Origin of the sequence: Demequina sediminicola, from assembly GCF_000975055.1 — a bacterium.
Taxonomy (GTDB): Bacteria; Actinomycetota; Actinomycetes; order Actinomycetales; family Demequinaceae; genus Demequina; species Demequina sediminicola.
Map to the genome: position 1 here is coordinate 211,542 of NZ_BBRB01000003.1, position 18,235 is coordinate 229,776.

Annotated in this window: 20 protein-coding genes and 1 tRNA gene; 8 read left to right on the forward strand and 13 right to left on the reverse strand. The window is 63.4% G+C overall.

Annotation, left to right across the window (positions count from 1 at the left end):
* A complete protein-coding gene (locus tag AOP79_RS08095; protein WP_062072409.1) occupies nt 1–2,145 on the forward strand; it encodes an ATP-dependent Clp protease ATP-binding subunit in 2,145 nt (714 codons plus the stop codon).
* Between the two features lie 33 nt (nt 2,146–2,178).
* Here AOP79_RS08095 and AOP79_RS08100 read toward each other — a convergent pair whose 3' ends face one another.
* The 5 genes from AOP79_RS08100 to AOP79_RS08120 form a co-directional block, all read right to left on the reverse strand.
* Nucleotides 2,179–2,658 (reverse strand): hypothetical protein, encoded by a 480-nt coding sequence (locus tag AOP79_RS08100; RefSeq protein WP_062072411.1) that lies wholly within the window; start codon nt 2,656–2,658, stop codon nt 2,179–2,181.
* Between the two features lie 76 nt (nt 2,659–2,734).
* Nucleotides 2,735–3,739, reverse strand: a complete 1,005-nt coding sequence (locus AOP79_RS08105; protein ID WP_152648065.1) for a chymotrypsin family serine protease — start codon at nt 3,737–3,739, stop codon at nt 2,735–2,737.
* 95 nt (nt 3,740–3,834) lie between these two features.
* Nucleotides 3,835–4,551 carry an ankyrin repeat domain-containing protein gene (locus AOP79_RS08110; protein ID WP_062072415.1) on the reverse strand — a complete coding sequence of 239 codons (717 nt, stop codon included), beginning with the start codon at nt 4,549–4,551 and terminating at the stop codon, nt 3,835–3,837.
* Between the two features lie 282 nt (nt 4,552–4,833).
* Nucleotides 4,834–4,908: transfer RNA gene (locus AOP79_RS08115), tRNA-Gln, on the reverse strand.
* Between the two features lie 72 nt (nt 4,909–4,980).
* Nucleotides 4,981–5,739, reverse strand: coding sequence for an HAD family hydrolase (locus AOP79_RS08120; protein ID WP_236683331.1), 759 nt, complete (start codon nt 5,737–5,739; stop codon nt 4,981–4,983).
* Between the two features lie 14 nt (nt 5,740–5,753).
* Here AOP79_RS08120 and AOP79_RS08125 point away from each other — a divergent pair, with 14 nt between their 5' ends.
* Entirely contained in the window at nt 5,754–7,133 is a 1,380-nt protein-coding gene (locus AOP79_RS08125; protein WP_152648066.1) for a hypothetical protein, read from the forward strand.
* Nucleotides 7,134–7,274: 141 nt separating this feature from the next.
* Here the strand turns inward: AOP79_RS08125 and AOP79_RS08130 are convergent, their stop codons facing one another.
* Genes AOP79_RS08130 through AOP79_RS08140 form a run of 3 tightly spaced genes read right to left on the reverse strand, consistent with a single transcriptional unit; the run spans nt 7,275 to nt 10,183 of the window.
* Nucleotides 7,275–7,835: a GNAT family N-acetyltransferase gene (locus AOP79_RS08130; RefSeq protein WP_062072419.1), complete on the reverse strand. Its 561-nt coding sequence runs from the start codon at nt 7,833–7,835 to the stop codon at nt 7,275–7,277.
* Nucleotides 7,836–7,847: 12 nt separating this feature from the next.
* Nucleotides 7,848–9,350, reverse strand: a complete 1,503-nt coding sequence (gltX, locus tag AOP79_RS08135) for a glutamate--tRNA ligase (protein ID WP_062072421.1) — start codon at nt 9,348–9,350, stop codon at nt 7,848–7,850.
* Nucleotides 9,351–9,397: 47 nt separating this feature from the next.
* Nucleotides 9,398–10,183, reverse strand: coding sequence for a fumarylacetoacetate hydrolase family protein (locus AOP79_RS08140; RefSeq protein ID WP_062072597.1), 786 nt, complete (start codon nt 10,181–10,183; stop codon nt 9,398–9,400).
* A gap of 99 nt (nt 10,184–10,282) precedes the next feature.
* Between AOP79_RS08140 and AOP79_RS08145 the strand changes: the two genes are divergently transcribed.
* The 4 genes from AOP79_RS08145 (at nt 10,283) to AOP79_RS08160 (ending at nt 13,459) form a co-directional block, all read left to right on the forward strand.
* Entirely contained in the window at nt 10,283–10,801 is a 519-nt protein-coding gene (locus tag AOP79_RS08145; RefSeq protein ID WP_062072423.1) for a ClbS/DfsB family four-helix bundle protein, read from the forward strand.
* Nucleotides 10,798–11,916: a heparan-alpha-glucosaminide N-acetyltransferase domain-containing protein gene (locus AOP79_RS08150; RefSeq protein WP_161794246.1), complete on the forward strand. Its 1,119-nt coding sequence runs from the start codon at nt 10,798–10,800 to the stop codon at nt 11,914–11,916. Before AOP79_RS08145 ends, AOP79_RS08150 begins: the two co-directional genes overlap by 4 nt.
* Nucleotides 11,917–12,089: 173 nt before the next feature.
* Nucleotides 12,090–12,446: a hypothetical protein gene (locus AOP79_RS08155; RefSeq protein ID WP_152648067.1), complete on the forward strand. Its 357-nt coding sequence runs from the start codon at nt 12,090–12,092 to the stop codon at nt 12,444–12,446.
* A gap of 122 nt (nt 12,447–12,568) precedes the next feature.
* On the forward strand, nt 12,569–13,459 hold the full coding sequence (locus AOP79_RS08160; protein WP_062072429.1) for a hypothetical protein: 891 nt from the start codon (nt 12,569–12,571) through the stop codon (nt 13,457–13,459).
* Between the two features lie 133 nt (nt 13,460–13,592).
* On the opposite strand, the gene AOP79_RS08165 is transcribed toward AOP79_RS08160, so the two are convergent.
* The 5 genes from AOP79_RS08165 to rnhA form a co-directional block, all read right to left on the reverse strand.
* Nucleotides 13,593–14,237 carry a CueP family metal-binding protein gene (locus AOP79_RS08165; RefSeq protein WP_152648068.1) on the reverse strand — a complete coding sequence of 215 codons (645 nt, stop codon included), beginning with the start codon at nt 14,235–14,237 and terminating at the stop codon, nt 13,593–13,595.
* A gap of 134 nt (nt 14,238–14,371) precedes the next feature.
* Nucleotides 14,372–14,827 carry a hypothetical protein gene (locus AOP79_RS08170; RefSeq protein ID WP_062072430.1) on the reverse strand — a complete coding sequence of 152 codons (456 nt, stop codon included), beginning with the start codon at nt 14,825–14,827 and terminating at the stop codon, nt 14,372–14,374.
* 47 nt (nt 14,828–14,874) lie between these two features.
* Nucleotides 14,875–15,819, reverse strand: coding sequence for an EamA family transporter (locus tag AOP79_RS08175; RefSeq protein ID WP_082093472.1), 945 nt, complete (start codon nt 15,817–15,819; stop codon nt 14,875–14,877).
* The gene (locus AOP79_RS08180; protein WP_062072431.1) at nt 15,816–16,469 is read right to left on the reverse strand and encodes an IMPACT family protein; all 654 of its coding nucleotides are present in this window, start codon (nt 16,467–16,469) and stop codon (nt 15,816–15,818) included. The genes AOP79_RS08175 and AOP79_RS08180 overlap by 4 nt, the downstream gene beginning before the upstream one ends.
* A 9-nt stretch (nt 16,470–16,478) precedes the next feature.
* Nucleotides 16,479–16,904: a ribonuclease HI gene (gene rnhA / locus AOP79_RS08185; protein ID WP_062072601.1), complete on the reverse strand. Its 426-nt coding sequence runs from the start codon at nt 16,902–16,904 to the stop codon at nt 16,479–16,481.
* Between the two features lie 57 nt (nt 16,905–16,961).
* Here rnhA and ybaK point away from each other — a divergent pair, with 57 nt between their 5' ends.
* Both ybaK and AOP79_RS08195 read left to right on the forward strand, forming a co-directional pair.
* Nucleotides 16,962–17,465: a Cys-tRNA(Pro) deacylase gene (gene ybaK, locus AOP79_RS08190; RefSeq protein WP_062072432.1), complete on the forward strand. Its 504-nt coding sequence runs from the start codon at nt 16,962–16,964 to the stop codon at nt 17,463–17,465.
* Nucleotides 17,462–18,190: a YggS family pyridoxal phosphate-dependent enzyme gene (locus AOP79_RS08195; RefSeq protein ID WP_062072433.1), complete on the forward strand. Its 729-nt coding sequence runs from the start codon at nt 17,462–17,464 to the stop codon at nt 18,188–18,190. Before ybaK ends, AOP79_RS08195 begins: the two co-directional genes overlap by 4 nt.
* Nucleotides 18,191–18,235: the final 45 nt, after the last annotated feature.

Sequence of the window (18,235 nt, forward strand, 5' to 3'; positions counted from 1 at the left end):
ATGACTGCCACCCCGCAGACTCCTGACACCCAGGAGCAACAATCCGCACTCGAACAGTTCGGACAAGACTTCACGGCACTCGCCGAGGCCGGCAATCTTGACCCCGTCATCGGTCGTGACGAAGAGATCCGTCGCGTCATGCAAGTCCTCACACGCCGCACCAAGAACAACGCGGTCCTCATTGGCGAACCCGGCGTAGGCAAGACCGCCATCGCTGAAGGCCTGGCTCAGCGCATCGTCGCAGGCGACGTCCCCTCTTCCCTGCAAGACCGGCGCGTGATCGAAATCTCGATGAGCTCAGTGGTGGCCGGGGCATCGTTCCGCGGCCAGTTCGAGGAGCGCTTGAAGGCAATCTTGGCCGAGGTTGAAGAAGCCGATGGTCGCATCATCCTGTTTGTCGACGAACTCCACACCATCGTGGGCGCCGGCAAGGGGGAAGGCTCCATGGATGCCGGCAACATCCTCAAGCCCATGCTGGCACGCGGAAAACTGCGCATGATCGGCGCCACGACGCTGAACGAGTACCGCGAACACATCGAGACGGACAGCGCCCTTGAGCGCCGCTTCCAGCCTGTCTACATTGGCGAACCGTCCATCGAGGACTCCGTGGCGATCTTGCGCGGACTCCAAGACAAGTACGAAGTTCACCACGGCGTGAAGATCACCGATGAGGCGATCGTCGCATCGGCACGGCTCTCAGACCGCTACATCTCAGACCGCTTCCTGCCAGACAAGGCCGTTGACCTCATCGACGAGGCAACCAGCGCGCTGAAGATGCAGCTGGACTCCATGCCCATCGAACTCGACCGCTCACGCCGGCGCATCATGCAACTAGAGATTGAGCGCACCCAAGTCGCCAAGGACAAGGCAGCACGCTCGCGTCGCGATGAGATCGACGCGGAGATTGCGCGACTGCGCGAGGAGTCAGAGGCGCTCAACATGCGCTGGGCCCGCGAGAAAGACCTCATCGTGCGCGTCTCCGGCGCCACGGAACGCCTGGAGTCCCTGCGAAGTGAACTGGAACGCGCAGAGCGCATGGGCGAACTGGAACGTGCCGGCCGCATCCGCTACGGCGACATTCCCGCAGCGGAGAAGGATATGGCCGATGCTCGGGCAGAGCTCGATGCCATCGCGCCGTCCGAGCGCATGTTGCGTGAAGAGGTCACCGGCGAGGACATCGCAGGCGTGGTGGCACGTTGGACGGGCGTACCGGTCGAGAAGCTCCTGACCGAAGAGTCTGCGAAGTTGGGGCACCTCGAGGACCGGCTTCACGAACGGGTCGTCGGCCAGGACCGCGCCATCACCTCGGTCTCCGATGCTATCCGCCGTGCCCGCGCGGGAATCGCCGACGAGAACCGTCCGATTGGATCGTTCCTCTTCCTCGGTCCCACCGGTGTGGGCAAAACGGAACTGGCGCGTGCGCTCGCAGAGCAACTGTTTGACCATGAGCGAGCCATGGTGCGACTCGACATGTCTGAGTACATGGAAAGCCATGCCGTCGCGCGACTGATCGGCTCCCCTCCCGGCTACGTCGGCTACGAAGCCGGCGGGCAGTTGACGGAAGCAGTGCGCCGCCGCCCGTACAGCATCGTCCTGTTTGACGAAGTGGAGAAGGCCCACCCGGACGTGTGGAACGTGCTCCTGCAGGTGCTCGATGACGGACGCCTGACCGATGGACGCGGCCGCACCGTGGACTTCACCAACACCATTTTGATCATGACCTCCAACCTGGGGGCGGATGTGGTGCTGGCGTGGGACGGCAACGACCGCAGTGCTCTCGAAGGCGACCTCCATGCGGTGCTGCGGACGGCGTTCCGCCCCGAGTTCCTGAACCGGCTAGACGATGTTGTCATCTTTGACCGCATCGACGAGTCCGCGATGGAAGGCATCGTCGATAGTGAGTTGACTCACACGATTGCTCGGCTTGCAGCCAACAAGAGCATCGACGTGACCATCACGCCCGAGTTGCGCGCCTCCTTGGCGCGGGATGGTTTTGATCCTGCGTTCGGAGCACGTCCGCTCAAGCGACTGATCCAGACGCGCGTGCTCAATGCGCTCGCGCGAGAGATCGTCGATGGAGGAGTCAACGAAGGCGACGCTGTCACGCTGGACTGGGACGGCGAAGTCAAGCTGATGGTCGACTAAACCCCGGGCCGTCGCGCCCGCTCAACCACGCGCCTAGTTGAGTGGGCGCGACCGGCCTGCCGCCACTGCAGCACTCCCCACGACCAGTGCGAGAACTGCGCCGACCAGCGCCGCCATTGCCATGGTTTCGCCCGGCACGGCGTAGGGCAAGCATCCGCCATCGGCGTCCGGGTGGCACATGGCTTCGACGGCAACGAAGGCGTCGACAGACCCGAAAAGGAGGGCCGAAACAACCACGGACGCGACGGCCACGCCCAACAGACCTACCGGACGCTCCCTCAGCCATCCCCTGGCAACCGCAACGAGGCCAGCCCCCACCAGCCCTACCGCGACAAGCGATACCAACCATGATTGCCATGCTCCACGCTCGATACCCGTGCATCCGACGAATCCAGCAGGCCCCTCAACGTCGCAGCTGAGAGCGACGGTGACAGTGAAGAGAAGGTTGGCTGCCCCTACCCACAAACCCACCCCAAGGAGCAACGCGATCGCGAAGTAGACGGCTAATCTCATGGCTCAACTCCACAACTGCAGGATGTATCCACGGCAAGCGCGAGCGGCAGCCCCAGCAAGAAGGACGACCTGGCCATTAGTCGTTGGCGAGCGTGATGTGAGAGCTGAGGTGATCGTAAACTTCATTCATGGGAGTGTAAAAGCCATCGCAATCAAAGATTCCACACGAGTGCCCAGTCATGATGCCGTGTGCCCGATGATTTCCAAAAACGCCCGCCCCTGAATCGCCGGCGTACGTACGAGTCTCGATCCGCGTCGATGTGCCGACTTGGTCCAAGAAGTCCATGTTTACCCCCGAAACTGTGTCACAGTGCGACCCGCTCGCCCTGCCAGTGAAACACACGCGCGAGCTGACCGTGCGTTCAACACTTAGCGGGATTGAATGCAGCGCTGCTTTCATCTGGGCATTGTCCCTAGCAACAGAATCGGAGGCGCTTCCGCTCTCCAGCCCCGCCACGAGGGCGTTACTCTTGATATCAATACCGAGGTAGGAAATACCTGCTTGACGATTACTGCGGGCACCGGCTCGAAGAGTCTCGCGGACTCGATCCTGCGCTTCCTCCAGCTCAGCGAGACTATAGCGAACTTCAGCGCTCTCAACGAGTCTCGCGAAGCCACAAGGGCCAAAAAGTTCGTCGACGCTACTCTCCTGAATGCCCGCGTCGCGCAAGAATCGCTCGGAGTAGTCAGCGAGTAGGTTGCTGTACGTTACACGGTCGAGCACCATCATCGAGTTGTCCTCACCGTTTTCCACCGTCGCCACCGTGATGGATTCCTGGGCCTCGTCAACCCACAAGCCGCCGAATTGCTCTGGATAGCGATCCGCCAGGCCAGTTTCAAGCAAGAATGCCAAGGAAATGAGATCGGACGTGGAATAGTTGCCAATTTCTCCCGAGTCCACTTCACAGGCCTTTCCATCGGGCTTTGCAGGTGAGCTGGGGTATGTATCACTCCCGCTAGGTTGAGTTGCCGTCGCAGTCGTCGAAGTTGCCGTAACCGCGACGAACAGCAAGGCGACACTGTCATACTGGACTGGGACGGCGAAGATCGACTCAAGGTTGAGTAACAGCGATGCTCCCACTTTCGCTTTGAACCAAAGGTGGCTGGGACGCGCCGGTGCTGCATGCTCCGGCAAGCGCAGCACCGGCGTGTCGGGGCTTATACCGGTTCGTAATGTCAGGTGCTGGCGAGCGCTTCGTCGATCTGCGCGACCACATCATCGGCCCCATAGCCCTGGGCCGATTCCAACGGAGTCTCACCGTCAACTTCTTGGTGATCCAAGTCGGCCCCAGCATCGATGAGCACGCGGGCTGCCTCAGCTTGGTTCTCACTGCCAGCAAAGAAGATTGGTGTGGCGCCGTAGCGTTCGTTAGCCAGATCCACGTCTGCCCCCGCGGCAATCAGCGCCTCCAGAACGTCCAACGAACCGTTGCGCGCGGCCATGTGCATGGGGGCTGCCTGGATCTGCGAGGTGTCGAAGAGAGCACTGTCGACACCCTCGTCGATGAGAAGCTGCGCCATTTCAGTGCCCGCACCATTCATGGCGGCAATGTGGAGCGTGTTTTGGCCTGCGTTATTGGTCGCGTTCGGATCTGCTCCCGCATCGATGAGGAGTTCCGTTGTCGCGACGTCATCGCGCGCCACGGCCAGCATGATCGGTGTGGCACCCAGCCCAAAGTCGACCGAAGCATCGGCTCCGTTGTCGAGATGCCGCTGGATCTCGTCGAGATTTCCGGCCTCGACCGCTTGACGGAATCCCATCGCCGGGGAAGCATCGGCCGTGAGCGAGGGACTGCTGTCACTCTCCCCCGGTACGGAGGCCGTTGATGAACAGCCTCCAAGAACGATGGCGGCGCAGATGGCAAGGGCAAAGACGTGACGACGACCGGGCATGGGGACTCCTCCGACGTAGGGGCATGATGCGTGAACAAACTCGATGGCGTAACTAAGTTACACAACAAAGTTGCGGCGGCGCAATAGGTCCACGCCACAGGGAAGTTGCCGACCCCCCGCCGGCACTTCGAACCACAGACACGGGCAACACGCCGCAGGAGGCACTCAGGTCGGCTGCCGTCATCGGCGCGCCCACCCCATCTGTGGTTCAAAGTGTCAGGGAGGGCCGATGCTGGCTCACCTGGGAAACAAAAAAGACCCGCCGTAGCGGGTCTTCCTGTATGGCTGGGGTACCAGGACTCGAACCTAGACTAAATGAACCAGAATCACTCGTGCTGCCAATTACACCATACCCCAGTGGGCCGGGGTCTTTCCCAGCCGACGCACTACTGTAGCGCGGCATTCCCCAGGAACAAAATCGGCCTAGAGCTACCCCATCAATGCCGTGAGATCGGCCAAGGATTCGATGCGCAGGGTGCCCTCCGCCGCCTCGTGATGGCCCGCTCGCCGGGTCCCGGGACGGTCGAGCCACACTCCCGTCAGCCCGGCATCACGTGCACCTCCAGCGTCGATGTCGGGCTCATCGCCTACATATGCCGTCACCCCTGGCTCGACCGCGAGCAACCGGCATCCCTCAAGAAACACGCGCGGATCGGGCTTTCCCACACCGAAGGTGTCGACGCCCACGAGCATCGGAACTCGCTGCAGTCCCACTGACGAGAGTTTCAGCACCTGATAGGCACTGTCAGCATTGGAAACTGCACCGTAGGGCACTCCCCGCGCGTCCAACTCGTCGAGCAATTCAGCCGCGTCATCGAACGCCAACCATCCCGCACGAAAATGGCGCTCGAAACCCTCGTCCCAGACGTCATAGGCGGCATCGTCCATCGATGGCCCGCCGAAGGCCGCATGGAGGTCGTTCGCGCGCCGCATGCGTTGCTCACGATGGGTCAACTCACCGCGAGTGTGCGCTCGGTACCAGCCACCGCGATCGTCACGCCAGTGTGCCAACACAAGCTCGGGATCGGCGCCCGCATCGAGATACTCGGCGGCCACCTCCATTAATGCGTGCCGGAAGGCTCCCCTGGTGTCGACCAGGGTGTCGTCTATGTCGAGGAGGACTGCATTGATCACGCCACCCATCGTAGGTGCGCCCACGCCGGGCTTGACCTCGATCACATCAATCACTAGCCTCCGTGAGTATGAAAACGATTATCATTCCGACAACAACGTTGGCTGCACTGACTCTTGGCCTGGCCGGATGCGCCAGCGCAGATTCTGACGCCGACTCCCCCGCTGGCACCTCGAACTCCGCCTCACCCACCGCCGAAGAGCACAGCGCAACCGCACCCACTGAAGTTGAGGAAGCCGTATCACGCCTCACAGTGGCGCACGAGGGAGGCGTCACGGTCCTCGAACTCACCGAGGGAACGCTCGAGCCCATCGCAGAACTCAGCGTGGATGGCACCTTCCGCGCCAACGCTGGAGCCGACGGACGCTATGTGTACCTGGCGGACAGCGAAGCAGGCACGGTGTCTATCCTCGACGCCGGCGCATACGGCGAACCCCACGGTGAGCACTACCACTACTACGTGGCCGAACCCACGTTCCTCGACGAGCAACTCTCCGGCGCCAACCCCGTGCACGTCGTGGGCCACGACGGACAGGTCGCCGTGTTCTACGACGACTCGGGCGCGATCGACATCCTCGACGAAGCGTCGCTCGCCACGGGCACCGCATCGGTCAGCCAGCAAGCAACCGAGCATCCCCACCACGGAGTTGCCGTGGCACTTGAGGGCGGCGCCATCTGGACGGAGGCCGCTGAAGGCGAGTCCCTCCCGGCCTCCGTGCGCCAAGCAGACGCCGCAGGCGAAACTGTCGTGCTCCACGAAGACATCTGCCCTGGACTCCACGGTGAGACAAGCATCGGCGATGTCGTGTACTTCGGTTGCAACGAGTCAGTCGCCGTCATCGACACCGCTGACCACACCAGCACCTCGATCCCCTACCCCGCCGATGCAGGCGAGGGTCGCATCGGCTCGTTCTACGGCACGGAATCCGTGCTCGCAGCACCGTGGGACGACGACACCATCGTTCTCCTCGACACCACCACCGAGGGCTTCACCTTCGTCGATGTCGACGGCACCATCAGCACTGTGAGCCGCGGTGCACATGACGAGGTTTTGGTCCTCACCACCGACGGAACCCTGACCGTCATCGATGAAGACGGCGACACGCTCGCGCAGGTCGTCAGCATCGGCGAGTTTGAGCTACCGGAAGGCCACGGCGGCGTGCGTCCCTCCATCGCGATCGTCGGCACCACGGTCGTGATCTCGGATCCCAACGCCTCCACCCTCGAACTGATCGATGGCGAGTCCTGGGAGTCCGCCGGCACGGTCACGCTCGATGCAGCGCCGACGATGCTGGTTGCGACGGGCGGAGTGGCTGATGCCGGTCACGACGACCACGATCACGAGACGGAAGACCACGCGGACGACGCCCACAGTGATGACGACCACGCTGACGAGGACCACGGTCACGAAGATCACGCTGACGAGGAGCACGACGGCCACGATCACTAGGACGTCAGCCGCACCTCGGCCCCTTCAGTAGGGCGGCCATCACGCCACTGACAGCACAATGCCCGCACCTCCCATCAGGGGGTGCGGGCATTGCTGTAGATCCGCCGGGGCTACGCGAGATTCGAGCCGTTGATGCGCGTCTCAGACGCTCACGTCCCGGCTGACCTCCATGGTCACCCACTCCTCGCCGTCCTCGGCGTAGCGACCAGTCTCGACAAACCCCAGCCGTGCGTAAGAACGCATGGCGCGCGGATTGCGAGCCAGCACGTCAAGCGTGAGGCGTTCCAACCCCATCGGCCCGAGGGCATGCGCCACGACCAATGCGCCGGCATGAGTACCTAATCCACGTCCATACCAAGCCGGACCTCGAAGAGCGATCCGGTAGTTTGCCGCCGCCGGCGCACCGGCATCGGACCTTACCGGCTCGTTGAGCACAACCTCCCCAGCGGGCTCGCCCGTGGCGTTCTCGACGATGACGAGGTCAAGACGCTCGGGCGCAGATGCGCGAGACGCCACCCAGGCATCGATCTGCTCGCGCGTGAACGTCGCTGTCGTGGCGGTGAGGTCTTGGCCCTCCGGATCGTGGAGCATTTCCCACACCCAGTCGGCATCAGTGCGCGCCTGCGCGCCGTCCGCTCCGTAGGGACGCAGCGTGACAACGGAACCGGCAAGGGTGGGCTTAGCCCACACGCCTAGCCCCATGTCCTTCACGAACTACAGGGACTCGCGGAACCGGCGCAAACGCACGAGCGCGTGCTCCTTGCCCAAGATCTCCATCGACTCGAACAGTGGCGGAGAAACCTGACGGCCCGTGATCCCTACACGCAAGGGTCCAAACGCGAACCGCGGCTTGATCCCCATCTCCTGGACGAGGACGGCCTTGAGAGCCTCCTGCTGCGATTCAGGGCTGAAGTCTTCGAGTCCCTCAAGGACGGCAATGGCGGCGTCGAGGATCTCCCCAGCATTCTCAGGGAGTTTGGCGAGCGCCTTCTCGTCGAAGGCAATCGAGTTGTCGTCCTCAAAGAAGAAGCCCAGCATTCCGGGCGCCTCGCCCAGCAACTGCATGCGGGTCTGCACCAGCGGCGCTGCTTCTGCAAGGATCTGCTCCTCGTTGGGCTGCAGTTCGCGGGTGTCAGCTGACGACAGCGCACCTGCGGCATGCAGATAGGGAACCATGCGTGCCACAAACTCACCCACGGGCAGGAGCCGCAGGTGATCAGCGTTGATGGCCTCGGCCTTCTTCAGGTCGAAGCGCGCAGGGTTGGGGTTGACGTCGCGGATATCGAACGCCTCAACAAGCTCCTCAGGTGAGAACACATCGCGGTCCGGGCCGATGCTCCAGCCCAGCAGAGCCAGGTAGTTCAGGAGGCCTTCGCGGATGAATCCGCGGTCGCGGTGCAGGAAGAGGTTGGACTCTGGTGCACGCTTGGAGAGTTTCTTGTTGCCTTCGCCTGTGACCATCGGCATATGACCGAACTCGGGGACGCGATCGGCGATGCCGAGCTCCACCATCGCGCGGTACAGAGCGATCTGGCGGGGTGTCGACGACAGCAAGTCCTCGCCGCGCAAGACGTGCGTGATCTTCATCAGCGCGTCGTCGACCGGGTTCACGAGTGTGTAAAGCGGGACACCGTTTCCACGGACGATCACGAAGTCAGGGATCGAACCCGCCGGGAACGTCACCTCGCCACGGATGAGGTCGGTGAAGGTGATGTCCTCGTCAGGCATGCGCACACGAATGACGGGCTGACGGCCCTCGGCACGGAAAGCGGCCTTCTGCTCCTCGGTCAGATCACGATCAAAACCGTCGTAACCCAGCTTGGGGTCGCGTCCCGCCGCCTTGTGCCGAGCCTCAACTTCCTCGGGGGTGGAGAACGACTCGTATGCGTAGCCACCTTCAAGGAGCTTCGCTGCGACATCCATGTGCAGGTCATGGCGCTGCGACTGGCGGTACGGAGCGTAGGGACCGCCGATCTCGGGGCCCTCGTCGTAGTCGATTCCCATCCAGTCCAGCGCATCCAACAGCTGCGCGTACGACTCTTCCGAGTCGCGCTCAGCATCAGTGTCCTCGATGCGGAACACGAGTTTGCCGCCAGCGTGACGCGCATACGCCCAGTTGAACAGGGCGGTGCGAATCAGCCCGACGTGCGGTGTACCAGTCGGCGAGGGGCAAAAACGGACGCGCACTTCTGGCGCGGTGGTGCTGTCTACAGTCACAGTAGGTTCTCCGGTGAAGGGTCGGTTCTCAAAGAGTGGGGATGGCGTTAGCGGCGGATCACGGGGTTGCGGAGTGTGCCGAGACCCTCGATTTCGACATCGACGATGTCGCCGTGGTTGAGCTTGGTCACGCCGGACGGGGTGCCCGTCAAAACTAGATCGCCAGGCAGCAACGTGGTCACCTCGGAAGCCATGGCGATGGCCTCGGCAACCCCTCGGATCATGTCCTTGGTGTTGCCGTTCTGCGTGAGCTTGCCGTTGATGTGCGAGCTGATGTCGGCATCGTCCGTATTGAGGTCCGTCTCAATCCACGGGCCAATCGGCAGCGACGTGTCGAACGCCTTCGCACGGAACCACTGGTCTTCTTGGCGCTGAAGGTCGCGCGCGGTCACGTCGTTGGCGCAGGTGTAGCCGTAGATGTACTGCTCGGCGTTCTCCGGCGTGACGTCCTTGCACATCCGGCCGATGACCACGGCAAGTTCCGCTTCCAACTGGACGTCGTCACTGTACGAGGGCAACACAATCGGGTCGTCCGGACCAATAATCGCGGTGTTGGGCTTCAGGAACAGAATCGGCACGTCAGATGCAGGTCCGCGGGCAGGGATTTCCTTGGCGTGAGCCTCGTAGTTCTTTCCCAGACACACCGCCTTGGACCGAGGGATCACGGGGGCGAGTAGCCGAACGTCGTCAGAGAGCTTGATCCGCTCGCCTGTGACGTTCCCCGGCGTATACATCGGGTCGCCACTGAGGACGATCAATTCTTCTTCCCCCGCAGGTCCATCGACGATGGCGTACTGGGGCTCTTCTCCTGTGGTGAATCGGGCGATGCGCATGCTTCCAGCGTAGTCGCTCGACTCGCGCAGTGCGGCGACCTCCACGGCGAGCGAACACCAGTCTCGCAATCCCCGTGCAGCGGGACTAGTGTGCCAATCATGGCTTCAAGCGACCCCTCAACGCAGCAGCCCGACCTGCCCGCGACCCTGCGCGAACTGATCGACGACGCCGACACCACGTTGGGCGCGCTCCTTCACCAAGCGGACGCGCTCCCCGACCACGCGATCTCCTCAGACTTTGCAGGCGAGACCGTTGCCGAGATTTTGGCGCACTTGCATGGCTGGCATGAGCTTTTTCTCGGTTGGGTCGAGGCCGATGCGAAGGGCAAGGTTCCCGACTTCCCTGCCGCAGGTTATGACTGGGACACGCTCGGCGAACTCAACTCCGCATTGATTGCAGCTCGAGCGGACTATTCGTACGCGGAGCTCCGAGACCTGCTCACGGAAAGCCATGCGGCCGTATGCGCAGCGCTCAAGGAACGTGACGACGCAGCCCTCTTCGACGTCAACTCCTATGCCTGGTTGGGGCACGCGTCGTTGGGGTACGTCGCCTACGAATGCCTCGGCAATCACTACCGCTGGGGCATCGCCATGCTGGGCGAATGCGCGGCTCCGTGACCGCAGACTTTTCCTCACCGAGCATAGGTCGCGCGGGAGGTGACGCCGATGCCGGTGCCCCTCGAGCATCGGCCGGGCGCATTGGAGGTCTTGACCTCGCGCGAGGTTGTGCGGTGCTCGGCATGGTGGCCGCGCACGTGGGCAATGACGGGACGTTCTCTGGCCCCGACGGCGCATGGGAGTGGCTATGGGTGAGCCACGGCTTCCCGTCCGCCCTGTTTGCCGTGCTGGCCGGTGTCTCGATGTCGCTCATGGTGACGGCGCGCGGCCGGATTCCATGGGCGGACGTCAGCCGCGAGCGCCTGCGCGCAACACGTATTCGTATCGCTGTCAGGGCCGGGATCTTGGTGGTTCTTGGGTACGCACTGACTGCGCTCGACACACCAGTGGTGGTGATTCTGGCCAATCTGGGAGTGATGTTTGTCCTCGCACTGCCACTGCTCCGGGCACCGATGTGGGTGCTGGGGACGCTTGGCGGCGTGTGCATCGCCTTGGGCGGTTGGGTGGCACGCGAACTCGCGCTGGCGCTACCTGAGGTGCCCGTGGTGGGCCTGTTGTGGTCCGAGCACTACCCAGCCATTGCGTGGATGGGGTACATCTGCGCTGGGCTCATCGTTGGACGCCTCAGTATGTGGTCGCTCAGGACCGTGTGGATTCTGCTGGCCACCGGCGTGGGTGCGCTGATCGTGGCGTACCGGCTACAAGCCTTAGGCGTCTGGGAGGGCCTGGACCCGAGCGGCCCATGGCTCACCACGGAGCACCACAGTTACTCCCCGATCGAGATGCTGGGCAACGTGGGTGTCGCGTTCGGTGTCATTGCGGCCTGCTTGGTGCTGGTGTACCCAGGCCACGGCGTCCTGGGAAAGGTCGCCCGCACTGTCCTGTGGCCGGTGACCGCGGTGGGAGCCATGGCACTCAGTGCGTATGTTGCTCACTTGTTGGTGATCGCGCTTGTTGGCTCGGAGATGGTGTGGGCGCCCAGCAATACCGCCCTCGTCGCCTTGTGGCTGGGCCTCCTGGTCGGATGCGGCCTGTGGCGCTGGTTCCTTGGGGCCGGCCCCCTCGAACGTGTCCTCACGCGACTCTCAAGCGATGCCGCGGAGCGGTGGGCCTAGCGCGCGCGATCTGCCATGAGCGGCCTTGCCGAGGCGGCCCCGTACGGGTGGCCCTGACGTCACAATCACCCGTACGGCCGATGCCGATCAGGCACTGATCTGCCACGGTTGTGCCCATGCCTCCTGGTCACACCGCCACCACTCATGTCATCACAGCTCGCGCGGATGCGTTCATGGCTGTGCCTGTCATCCGTGACGCGATGGTCGTCGCCGATTTCAAAGTCACGTCTCGCGAGGGCGAGACTCCCGTGCAGCTCCGCCACGGGTCACTCCTGAAGCATTTCTTCACCACGACAGTGGTGGACCTCGTCAGTGGCGCAGGCTCCGGGGGCGACACAACCTATGACGCGGTGATCCACGCACAGATCCGCATTCTTGATGAACACAACGGACGCACCACCATTGCGCTGGAACATCTCCATGCGCCTGCAACAGGCGTCGACAGTGATGATCCCGTGTGGAAGAACGCGATCGGGGCCATCACCGGCGCTCTTGAGGCGCACGGCATCGAAGCCAGCATTGAGCCATAACGTGCGGTAGCGAACCAGCCTGCAGCGACGTACACGTGACTGCCATGGCACTACCGGGCGCAGCGCAAGGTCTTCTCCACTTGGGGTGTGGTGTTGTCTCGAAGGCTTGAGACAATAGCGGGGTGACTACCGCCGCCCGCCCCGCCACGTCTGCCTTGACGGTGGCGCCGCGAAGCGAGTGGGAAGCCCAGGAACGTGCACACTCAGAGCGCGCCGACGCACTCACTGCAGGACGCCGCGAGCGCGCTGCCCGCGGTGAGCGTCACGCCATCGACGACTTCCTCTCCGAGTATTACAGCGCCAAACCCGCCCAACTGCGCCGTTGGCACCCGGGTGTGGGCGTAGGACTCATTGACGCTGGCGAGCGGTCCGAATGGCGCTGGTACCGCACTGATGGCGACGTCTCCACGCTGGACCTCGAGCGCTTCCGTGAAGACCGCGGGGATGCCGTGACCTACATGCGGCGGCTCCTCGCAGCAATATCGGGACGCGCCCCCATGTTGGGCTGCTTCGGCATGCACGAGTGGGCGATGGTCTACCGCGCGGGCGATGATGCTCGTCGCCATGGGCTGCCCTTGCGACTTGGCGCTGAGGGCACGGATGCAGTGGTCGATGCCCACCCGCTCGTCTGTACACACATCGACGCATTCAGGTTCTTCACGCCCGAATCCACCCCTCTCAACGAGCATCAATTGACGAGGGAAGACCAGATCCATATGGATCAGCCGGGCTGCCTGCACGTGAACATGGACGTGTACAAGTGGGCCATCAAGCTCGGGCCAGCCGTTCCGGGGGATCTATTGCTGGACTGCTTTGAGTTGGCCCGCGACGTGCGCCAGGTCGACATGCAGGCCTCGCCCTACGATGTGTCGTCTTATGGCCTGGGTCCCATTCCGGTCGAGACGCCCGAGGGCAAACGCGACTATGCGCAGCGGCAGCGGGAGTTCTCAGCGCGCGGTGATGCACTCCGCGCCCGCCTCATCGCGGTATGTGACGGCGTACTCGCCGAATAACGGCGGCGCTGCACCGTCCCTGAATTGGCACGGCTCGAAGAGACACGCAGGTGCCGCCCCGCACGTGTACCGTCCCTGAATTGCACGTCAGGGACGGTACACGCGCATGGTTGATGCGCGTGAAGCGCTCCGACTAGGAGAGCTGCATTGTGGTCACGCAGGTCGCATCGTCATCTTCGGAAGTGCTGAGTTCCTGGGTCGCAGTCTTGCCATCGTGTTCGATGCTGACGGTGAACGAGCCGTCCCGTGGAAGCCATAGCCCGACGAACCCGTTGTCGTACGCCTGCATGGCGGTGTCGATCACGGCCTCGCCCGTCACAGTGTCAGTCACGAGGACGTCGAGTTCGGCGCCCTGCATCTCACCGGTGCAGGTGGTGAGCGAATGGAAGTAGCACTCGTGTGTGGCGTCCTCGTAGGGCGCGATGGAGACATAGAACTCGTCCTCCGGCATAGGAAGTGATGCTTCGCTTCCGTCGCCGGCGGTCAGCACTAGCTCGTTGGGCCGAATCGATGCCATCAGTTCCGTGGGGCGATCTTCCTTGTCGAGCGCGTCCAGCGTGTCGATGGCCTCCCGAGCGTCCATGTCGGATAGCCCCGCTGCGGCAAGAATTTCCGTGGCGGTGGCAGATTCTGCCTGTGCGGTAGCGGCCGTGGCCTCAGGCACGGAGGTGGGTGCGGATGCTGTCTCCGCGCTGCATGCGGTCAGGGCGAGAGCCAGGATCCCGGTAGCGGACACGAGTACGAGTGGGCGCGTGAAGGCGCCAGTAATGCGGGTCATTGTTGTTCCTTGTCTAACGTCAGCGTCTCACGTCAACGTCTCACGTCAACGTTTCAGTCGTGAATGATCAGCCGCGCAGTGGCGGCGTCGCCGGTACGTGCCGGCGAAAGGACGGCGCGCTGGCGCGCCCTCTCTCACGTCCGACTGATTCCTAACGCGTCAAGGTTGGGAGCAGCGGTGGGCACCCATGTCCCGCCGAGTACCTTGCGGGTCCGGACGATCGGTTGCCACGACTGCCACGTGATGCGCTGGCGCGGCAGCAGGAACGTGAGGAGCACGGCGATGACTGTGACCAACATGCACGTGAGCATTTCACCGGGCGCGTGTGGGGCGCAGGTGGCGCAGTCCCCAGCTCCTGCGTCAGTGATGCCGGCGGTGTGGTGAAGCACCGTTGCACCCGTCTCCCCAGCATCGGCTGTGTGACCGGAGAGTGCGGCCTGAGCGGGCATCGTCTCGGTGTGTGAATACGAGGAGAGCGCAGCGTGTGCGATGCCCATCACCAGGATCGCGGCCGCCGCGAGCACGCCAAGCCACGCGAATGTACGCACCATGCGGTGCCGTCCATCCATGGCCTGCGCGGGGTCACTCATGCCACAGAGGGTACCTGGCGATCGCCAATGGCCCCAAGGGACGAATGTCACGGGTTCTCGGGTACGCCAGGGAGTTCCTCGACAGTCTCGATGGACGCTTCTTCCGTGGCCGGAACAGCTTTGCGACCGGCCGATGCCACGGCTCCCACTCCGGCGACTGTCACCAAAGCGATGCCTGCCGAGACGGCCCACGTCAGTTGCTGGTCAAGCAGGATGAGGCCCGCGAGCGCGGCGATGGCGGGCGCGAGGGCCAGCAAGATGGCGAACGTCTCTGCCTTCATACGGCGTAGGGCGGTGAGCTCGATGCCGTAGGGAATTGCGGAAGACAGCACCGCGACAGCGAAGCCAAGCGCGAGCACCTCAGGTTCTATCAGTGCGGCACCTGCGAGCACTCCGGCAACCGGCAGTGTCACCACGGAGCCGACGACCATCGCGAGCGCCAGCCCCACCACGCCCGGCATTGCAGCACCGGCGGCGCGGGCGGTGAGGATGTAGGCCACCCACATCACTGCCGCTCCGAGCGCGTAGAGCATGCCCAAGGGGTCCAAGCTCATGTCGGATCCTGGCAGCAGCCCCGATCCACCCAGCAATGCCACACCGGTGGCCGCCATGAGGGCCCACATCAAGCCGCGCCAACTGCGGCTCGCGACAACACTGAGCACGAGCGGCCCCATGACTTCAATGGTCACGGCAGGGCCTAGCGGGATGCGTTCGAGTGCCAGGTAGAAGAACACGTTCATCGCGGCCAGCGAGAGTCCAAACAGGATGGCGTGCTTCCACGAGATCGTTGCACCGCGCCGGATCGACACCAAGGCCAGCGGTAGCAACACCACGGCGGAGAACACCAGTCGCATCGCGACCACGCCCCACGGACCCACCGTGGGAATGAGGTTGACGGCGACGGCCGCCCCGACCTCCTGGCACACCAAACCGATGATCACCAGTAGCGGCATCACCACAGCACTCGACGATGCCGTGCGGGCGGTGCTCATGCGCGCTTCCGGTCCACGATTCGAGTCTCCCCCACGACGGCGTCAATGGCACCGGCAGTGATGGACGCAACCTCCGCCCCAACCGCTTCCACCCCGTCAGGAGCCACCCAGACGCCCAGTCGAGCTCGCGCCCCATAGACCGGCTCGTCCACCACTGCGCCGTGGGAGTCCGCCCATGTGTGCAGTGACGCGAGCACTCTGCCCGCATCCGAGTGCGGCACGTCGAGTGTCACGGAGGTCAGGGGCACTCGATCCAGCCAGGTGGCGTCATCAAGCGCACCTGAGACCGCCGCCCCGTAGGCACGCACCAGACCTCCCGCGCCCAGTTTCACTCCGCCAAACCATCGGCTCACCACGGCCACCACATCGGTGACATTGCGGTGCCGGAGCACCTCAAGCATCGGCACGCCAGCCGTTCCCGAGGGCTCGCCGTCGTCGCTTGAACGCTGCCGGTCGGCGTCGGTTCCCACGACCATTGCGGTGCAATGGTGACGCGCGTCCCAGTCACGTTTGCGGATTGCGGCCACCACGGCATCGGCCTGTTCTACGGAGTCAACGGGCGTGATCCGTGTCAGAAAAACGGACTTCTTGATGACCAGCCGATGCTCGATGGGCGCCGCGATGGTTGCCGGGAGCGTGGAGGTGGTCACGGGGCCAGATTAACCGCGCCGGACTTGGTCAACACCTTTATTGGCGAGCGCATCTGCGGCCTCATTACCGGGATCGCCCGCGTGACCCTTCACCCACACCCACTCGATCTGGTGGCGTGCCACCTGCTCGTCGAGCGCCATCCATAGGTCCTTGTTCTTGACGGGCTTCTTGTCGCCGGTCTTCCAACCGTTGCGCTTCCAGCCCTTGATCCACTTGGTCACGCCGTTCATGACGTACTGCGAGTCCACGTGCAAGGTGATGTCGCATTCACGTTTCAGTGCGGTGAGCCCCTCGATCACGGCCTGCAGTTCCATGCGGTTGTTGGTGGTGTCTTTCTCTCCGCCAAAGAGTTCCTTCTCACGTCCCTCGGAACGCATGAGGGTCCCCCAGCCACCCACGCCAGGGTTGCCTTTGCAGGCGCCGTCGGTCCACATGTCTACGTGCGTCAAGTCTTCGGAGGTCACGCGGCCACGATAGGGCACACTGGGGCTATGTCCCGTAAGCCTGGCTCGGCGACCTCTGGCACGCCGGCGATTCAGATCCTTGAACGCGAGGGTGTGCCGCACGGTGTTCACCCGTATGAGCATGATCCCGCCACCACCAAGTCCTTTGGACAAGAGGCTGCCGACGCCTTGGGCGTGGAGCCCGAAGAGGTGTTCAAAACCTTGTGCGTCGAGGCGGACGGCGTTCTGACTTTAGCCATTGTGCCGGTCAACGGATCGCTGGACCTCAAGGGGTTGGCTCGGGCAGTGCGCGCCAAAAAGGCACACATGGCCACACCGGCCGATGCTGAACGTGCCACGGGCTACGTCGTGGGCGGCATTTCACCACTGGGTGGGCGCCGACACATGCCGGCCGTGATTGACTCGTCCCTGTTTGACCACGATCTGATTTATGTTTCCGGTGGCCGCCGGGGACTCGATGTTTCTGTTTCACCGGCTGACTTAGTGCGCCTCACAGGTGCAAAGACAGCCCCGATTGCGAAGGTGTCATGACCCTCCACCACACTCCCGACAACCACGACTATGCCGCCGAGTTGGCTGATGTGAAGGCTCGTGTCCACGTTGCAGAAGCATCCTGTGGTCGCGCTGGCGCTGGCGTCCAGATTCTGGTGGCCACCAAGGCGTGGACGGCCGATGCCGCGGTCAGTTCTGTGCGGGCTGGCGCCCGGCTCGTGGGCGAGTCGCGCATGCAGGAGCTCGCGGAGAAGGGCGAGGCACTACGTGACGCCGGTGCCGTGATTCATGTGATCGGCCAGTTGCAACGCAACAAGGCCGCCATCGCTGTTGAGTATGCGGCGTGTGTGCAGACTGTTGACACACTTAAACTCGCGGAGCGCCTGTCACGGCTGTGCGTGGAGGCCCAGCGCGATCTGCAAGTGATGATTCAGGTCAATGTCTCTGGCGAGGAATCCAAGGCCGGTTGCGCTCCTGATGAGGCGCTGGTATTTGCCGCTGCCGTCCAGGCTCTCCCCGCACTCGAGGTCGTGGGGTTCATGACGATTGGACTCAACTCGCCTGAGGAAGCTGACGTGCGTGCCGGCTATGCGCGCCTGCGAGCCATCCGCGATGAGGCACTCATCTCATCGGAGCGCGGCAGCATTGACCTCTCGAGCGCGTGGCACCTGTCCATGGGCATGTCGAACGACCTTGAATGGGCCATCGCCGAAGGGGCCACGATGGTCCGCGTCGGTACCGCCGTGATGGGGATGCGCGACTAACTCCCACCCAGCGTCTGCAGAACTGGACCCAAGCATCGGCTTGAG

Excerpts from the sequence above, each read along its gene's own strand:
- AOP79_RS08195 (WP_062072433.1), top strand. The coding sequence starts at position 17,462 with ATGACCCTCCACCACACTCCCGACAACCACGACTATGCCGCCGAGTTG.
- AOP79_RS08140 (WP_062072597.1), bottom strand. The coding sequence starts at position 10,183 with ATGCGCATCGCCCGATTCACCACAGGAGAAGAGCCCCAGTACGCCATC.
- AOP79_RS08170 (WP_062072430.1), bottom strand. The coding sequence starts at position 14,827 with ATGAGTGACCCCGCGCAGGCCATGGATGGACGGCACCGCATGGTGCGT.
- AOP79_RS08110 (WP_062072415.1), bottom strand. The coding sequence starts at position 4,551 with ATGCCCGGTCGTCGTCACGTCTTTGCCCTTGCCATCTGCGCCGCCATC.
- AOP79_RS08125 (WP_152648066.1), top strand. The coding sequence starts at position 5,754 with ATGAAAACGATTATCATTCCGACAACAACGTTGGCTGCACTGACTCTT.
- AOP79_RS08095 (WP_062072409.1), top strand. The coding sequence starts at position 1 with ATGACTGCCACCCCGCAGACTCCTGACACCCAGGAGCAACAATCCGCA.
- AOP79_RS08175 (WP_082093472.1), bottom strand. The coding sequence starts at position 15,819 with ATGAGCACCGCCCGCACGGCATCGTCGAGTGCTGTGGTGATGCCGCTA.
- ybaK (WP_062072432.1), top strand. The coding sequence starts at position 16,962 with ATGTCCCGTAAGCCTGGCTCGGCGACCTCTGGCACGCCGGCGATTCAG.
- AOP79_RS08165 (WP_152648068.1), bottom strand. The coding sequence starts at position 14,237 with ATGACCCGCATTACTGGCGCCTTCACGCGCCCACTCGTACTCGTGTCC.
- AOP79_RS08100 (WP_062072411.1), bottom strand. The coding sequence starts at position 2,658 with ATGAGATTAGCCGTCTACTTCGCGATCGCGTTGCTCCTTGGGGTGGGT.
- rnhA (WP_062072601.1), bottom strand. The coding sequence starts at position 16,904 with ATGTGGACCGACGGCGCCTGCAAAGGCAACCCTGGCGTGGGTGGCTGG.
- AOP79_RS08145 (WP_062072423.1), top strand. The coding sequence starts at position 10,283 with ATGGCTTCAAGCGACCCCTCAACGCAGCAGCCCGACCTGCCCGCGACC.
- AOP79_RS08130 (WP_062072419.1), bottom strand. The coding sequence starts at position 7,835 with ATGGGGCTAGGCGTGTGGGCTAAGCCCACCCTTGCCGGTTCCGTTGTC.
- AOP79_RS08155 (WP_152648067.1), top strand. The coding sequence starts at position 12,090 with ATGGCTGTGCCTGTCATCCGTGACGCGATGGTCGTCGCCGATTTCAAA.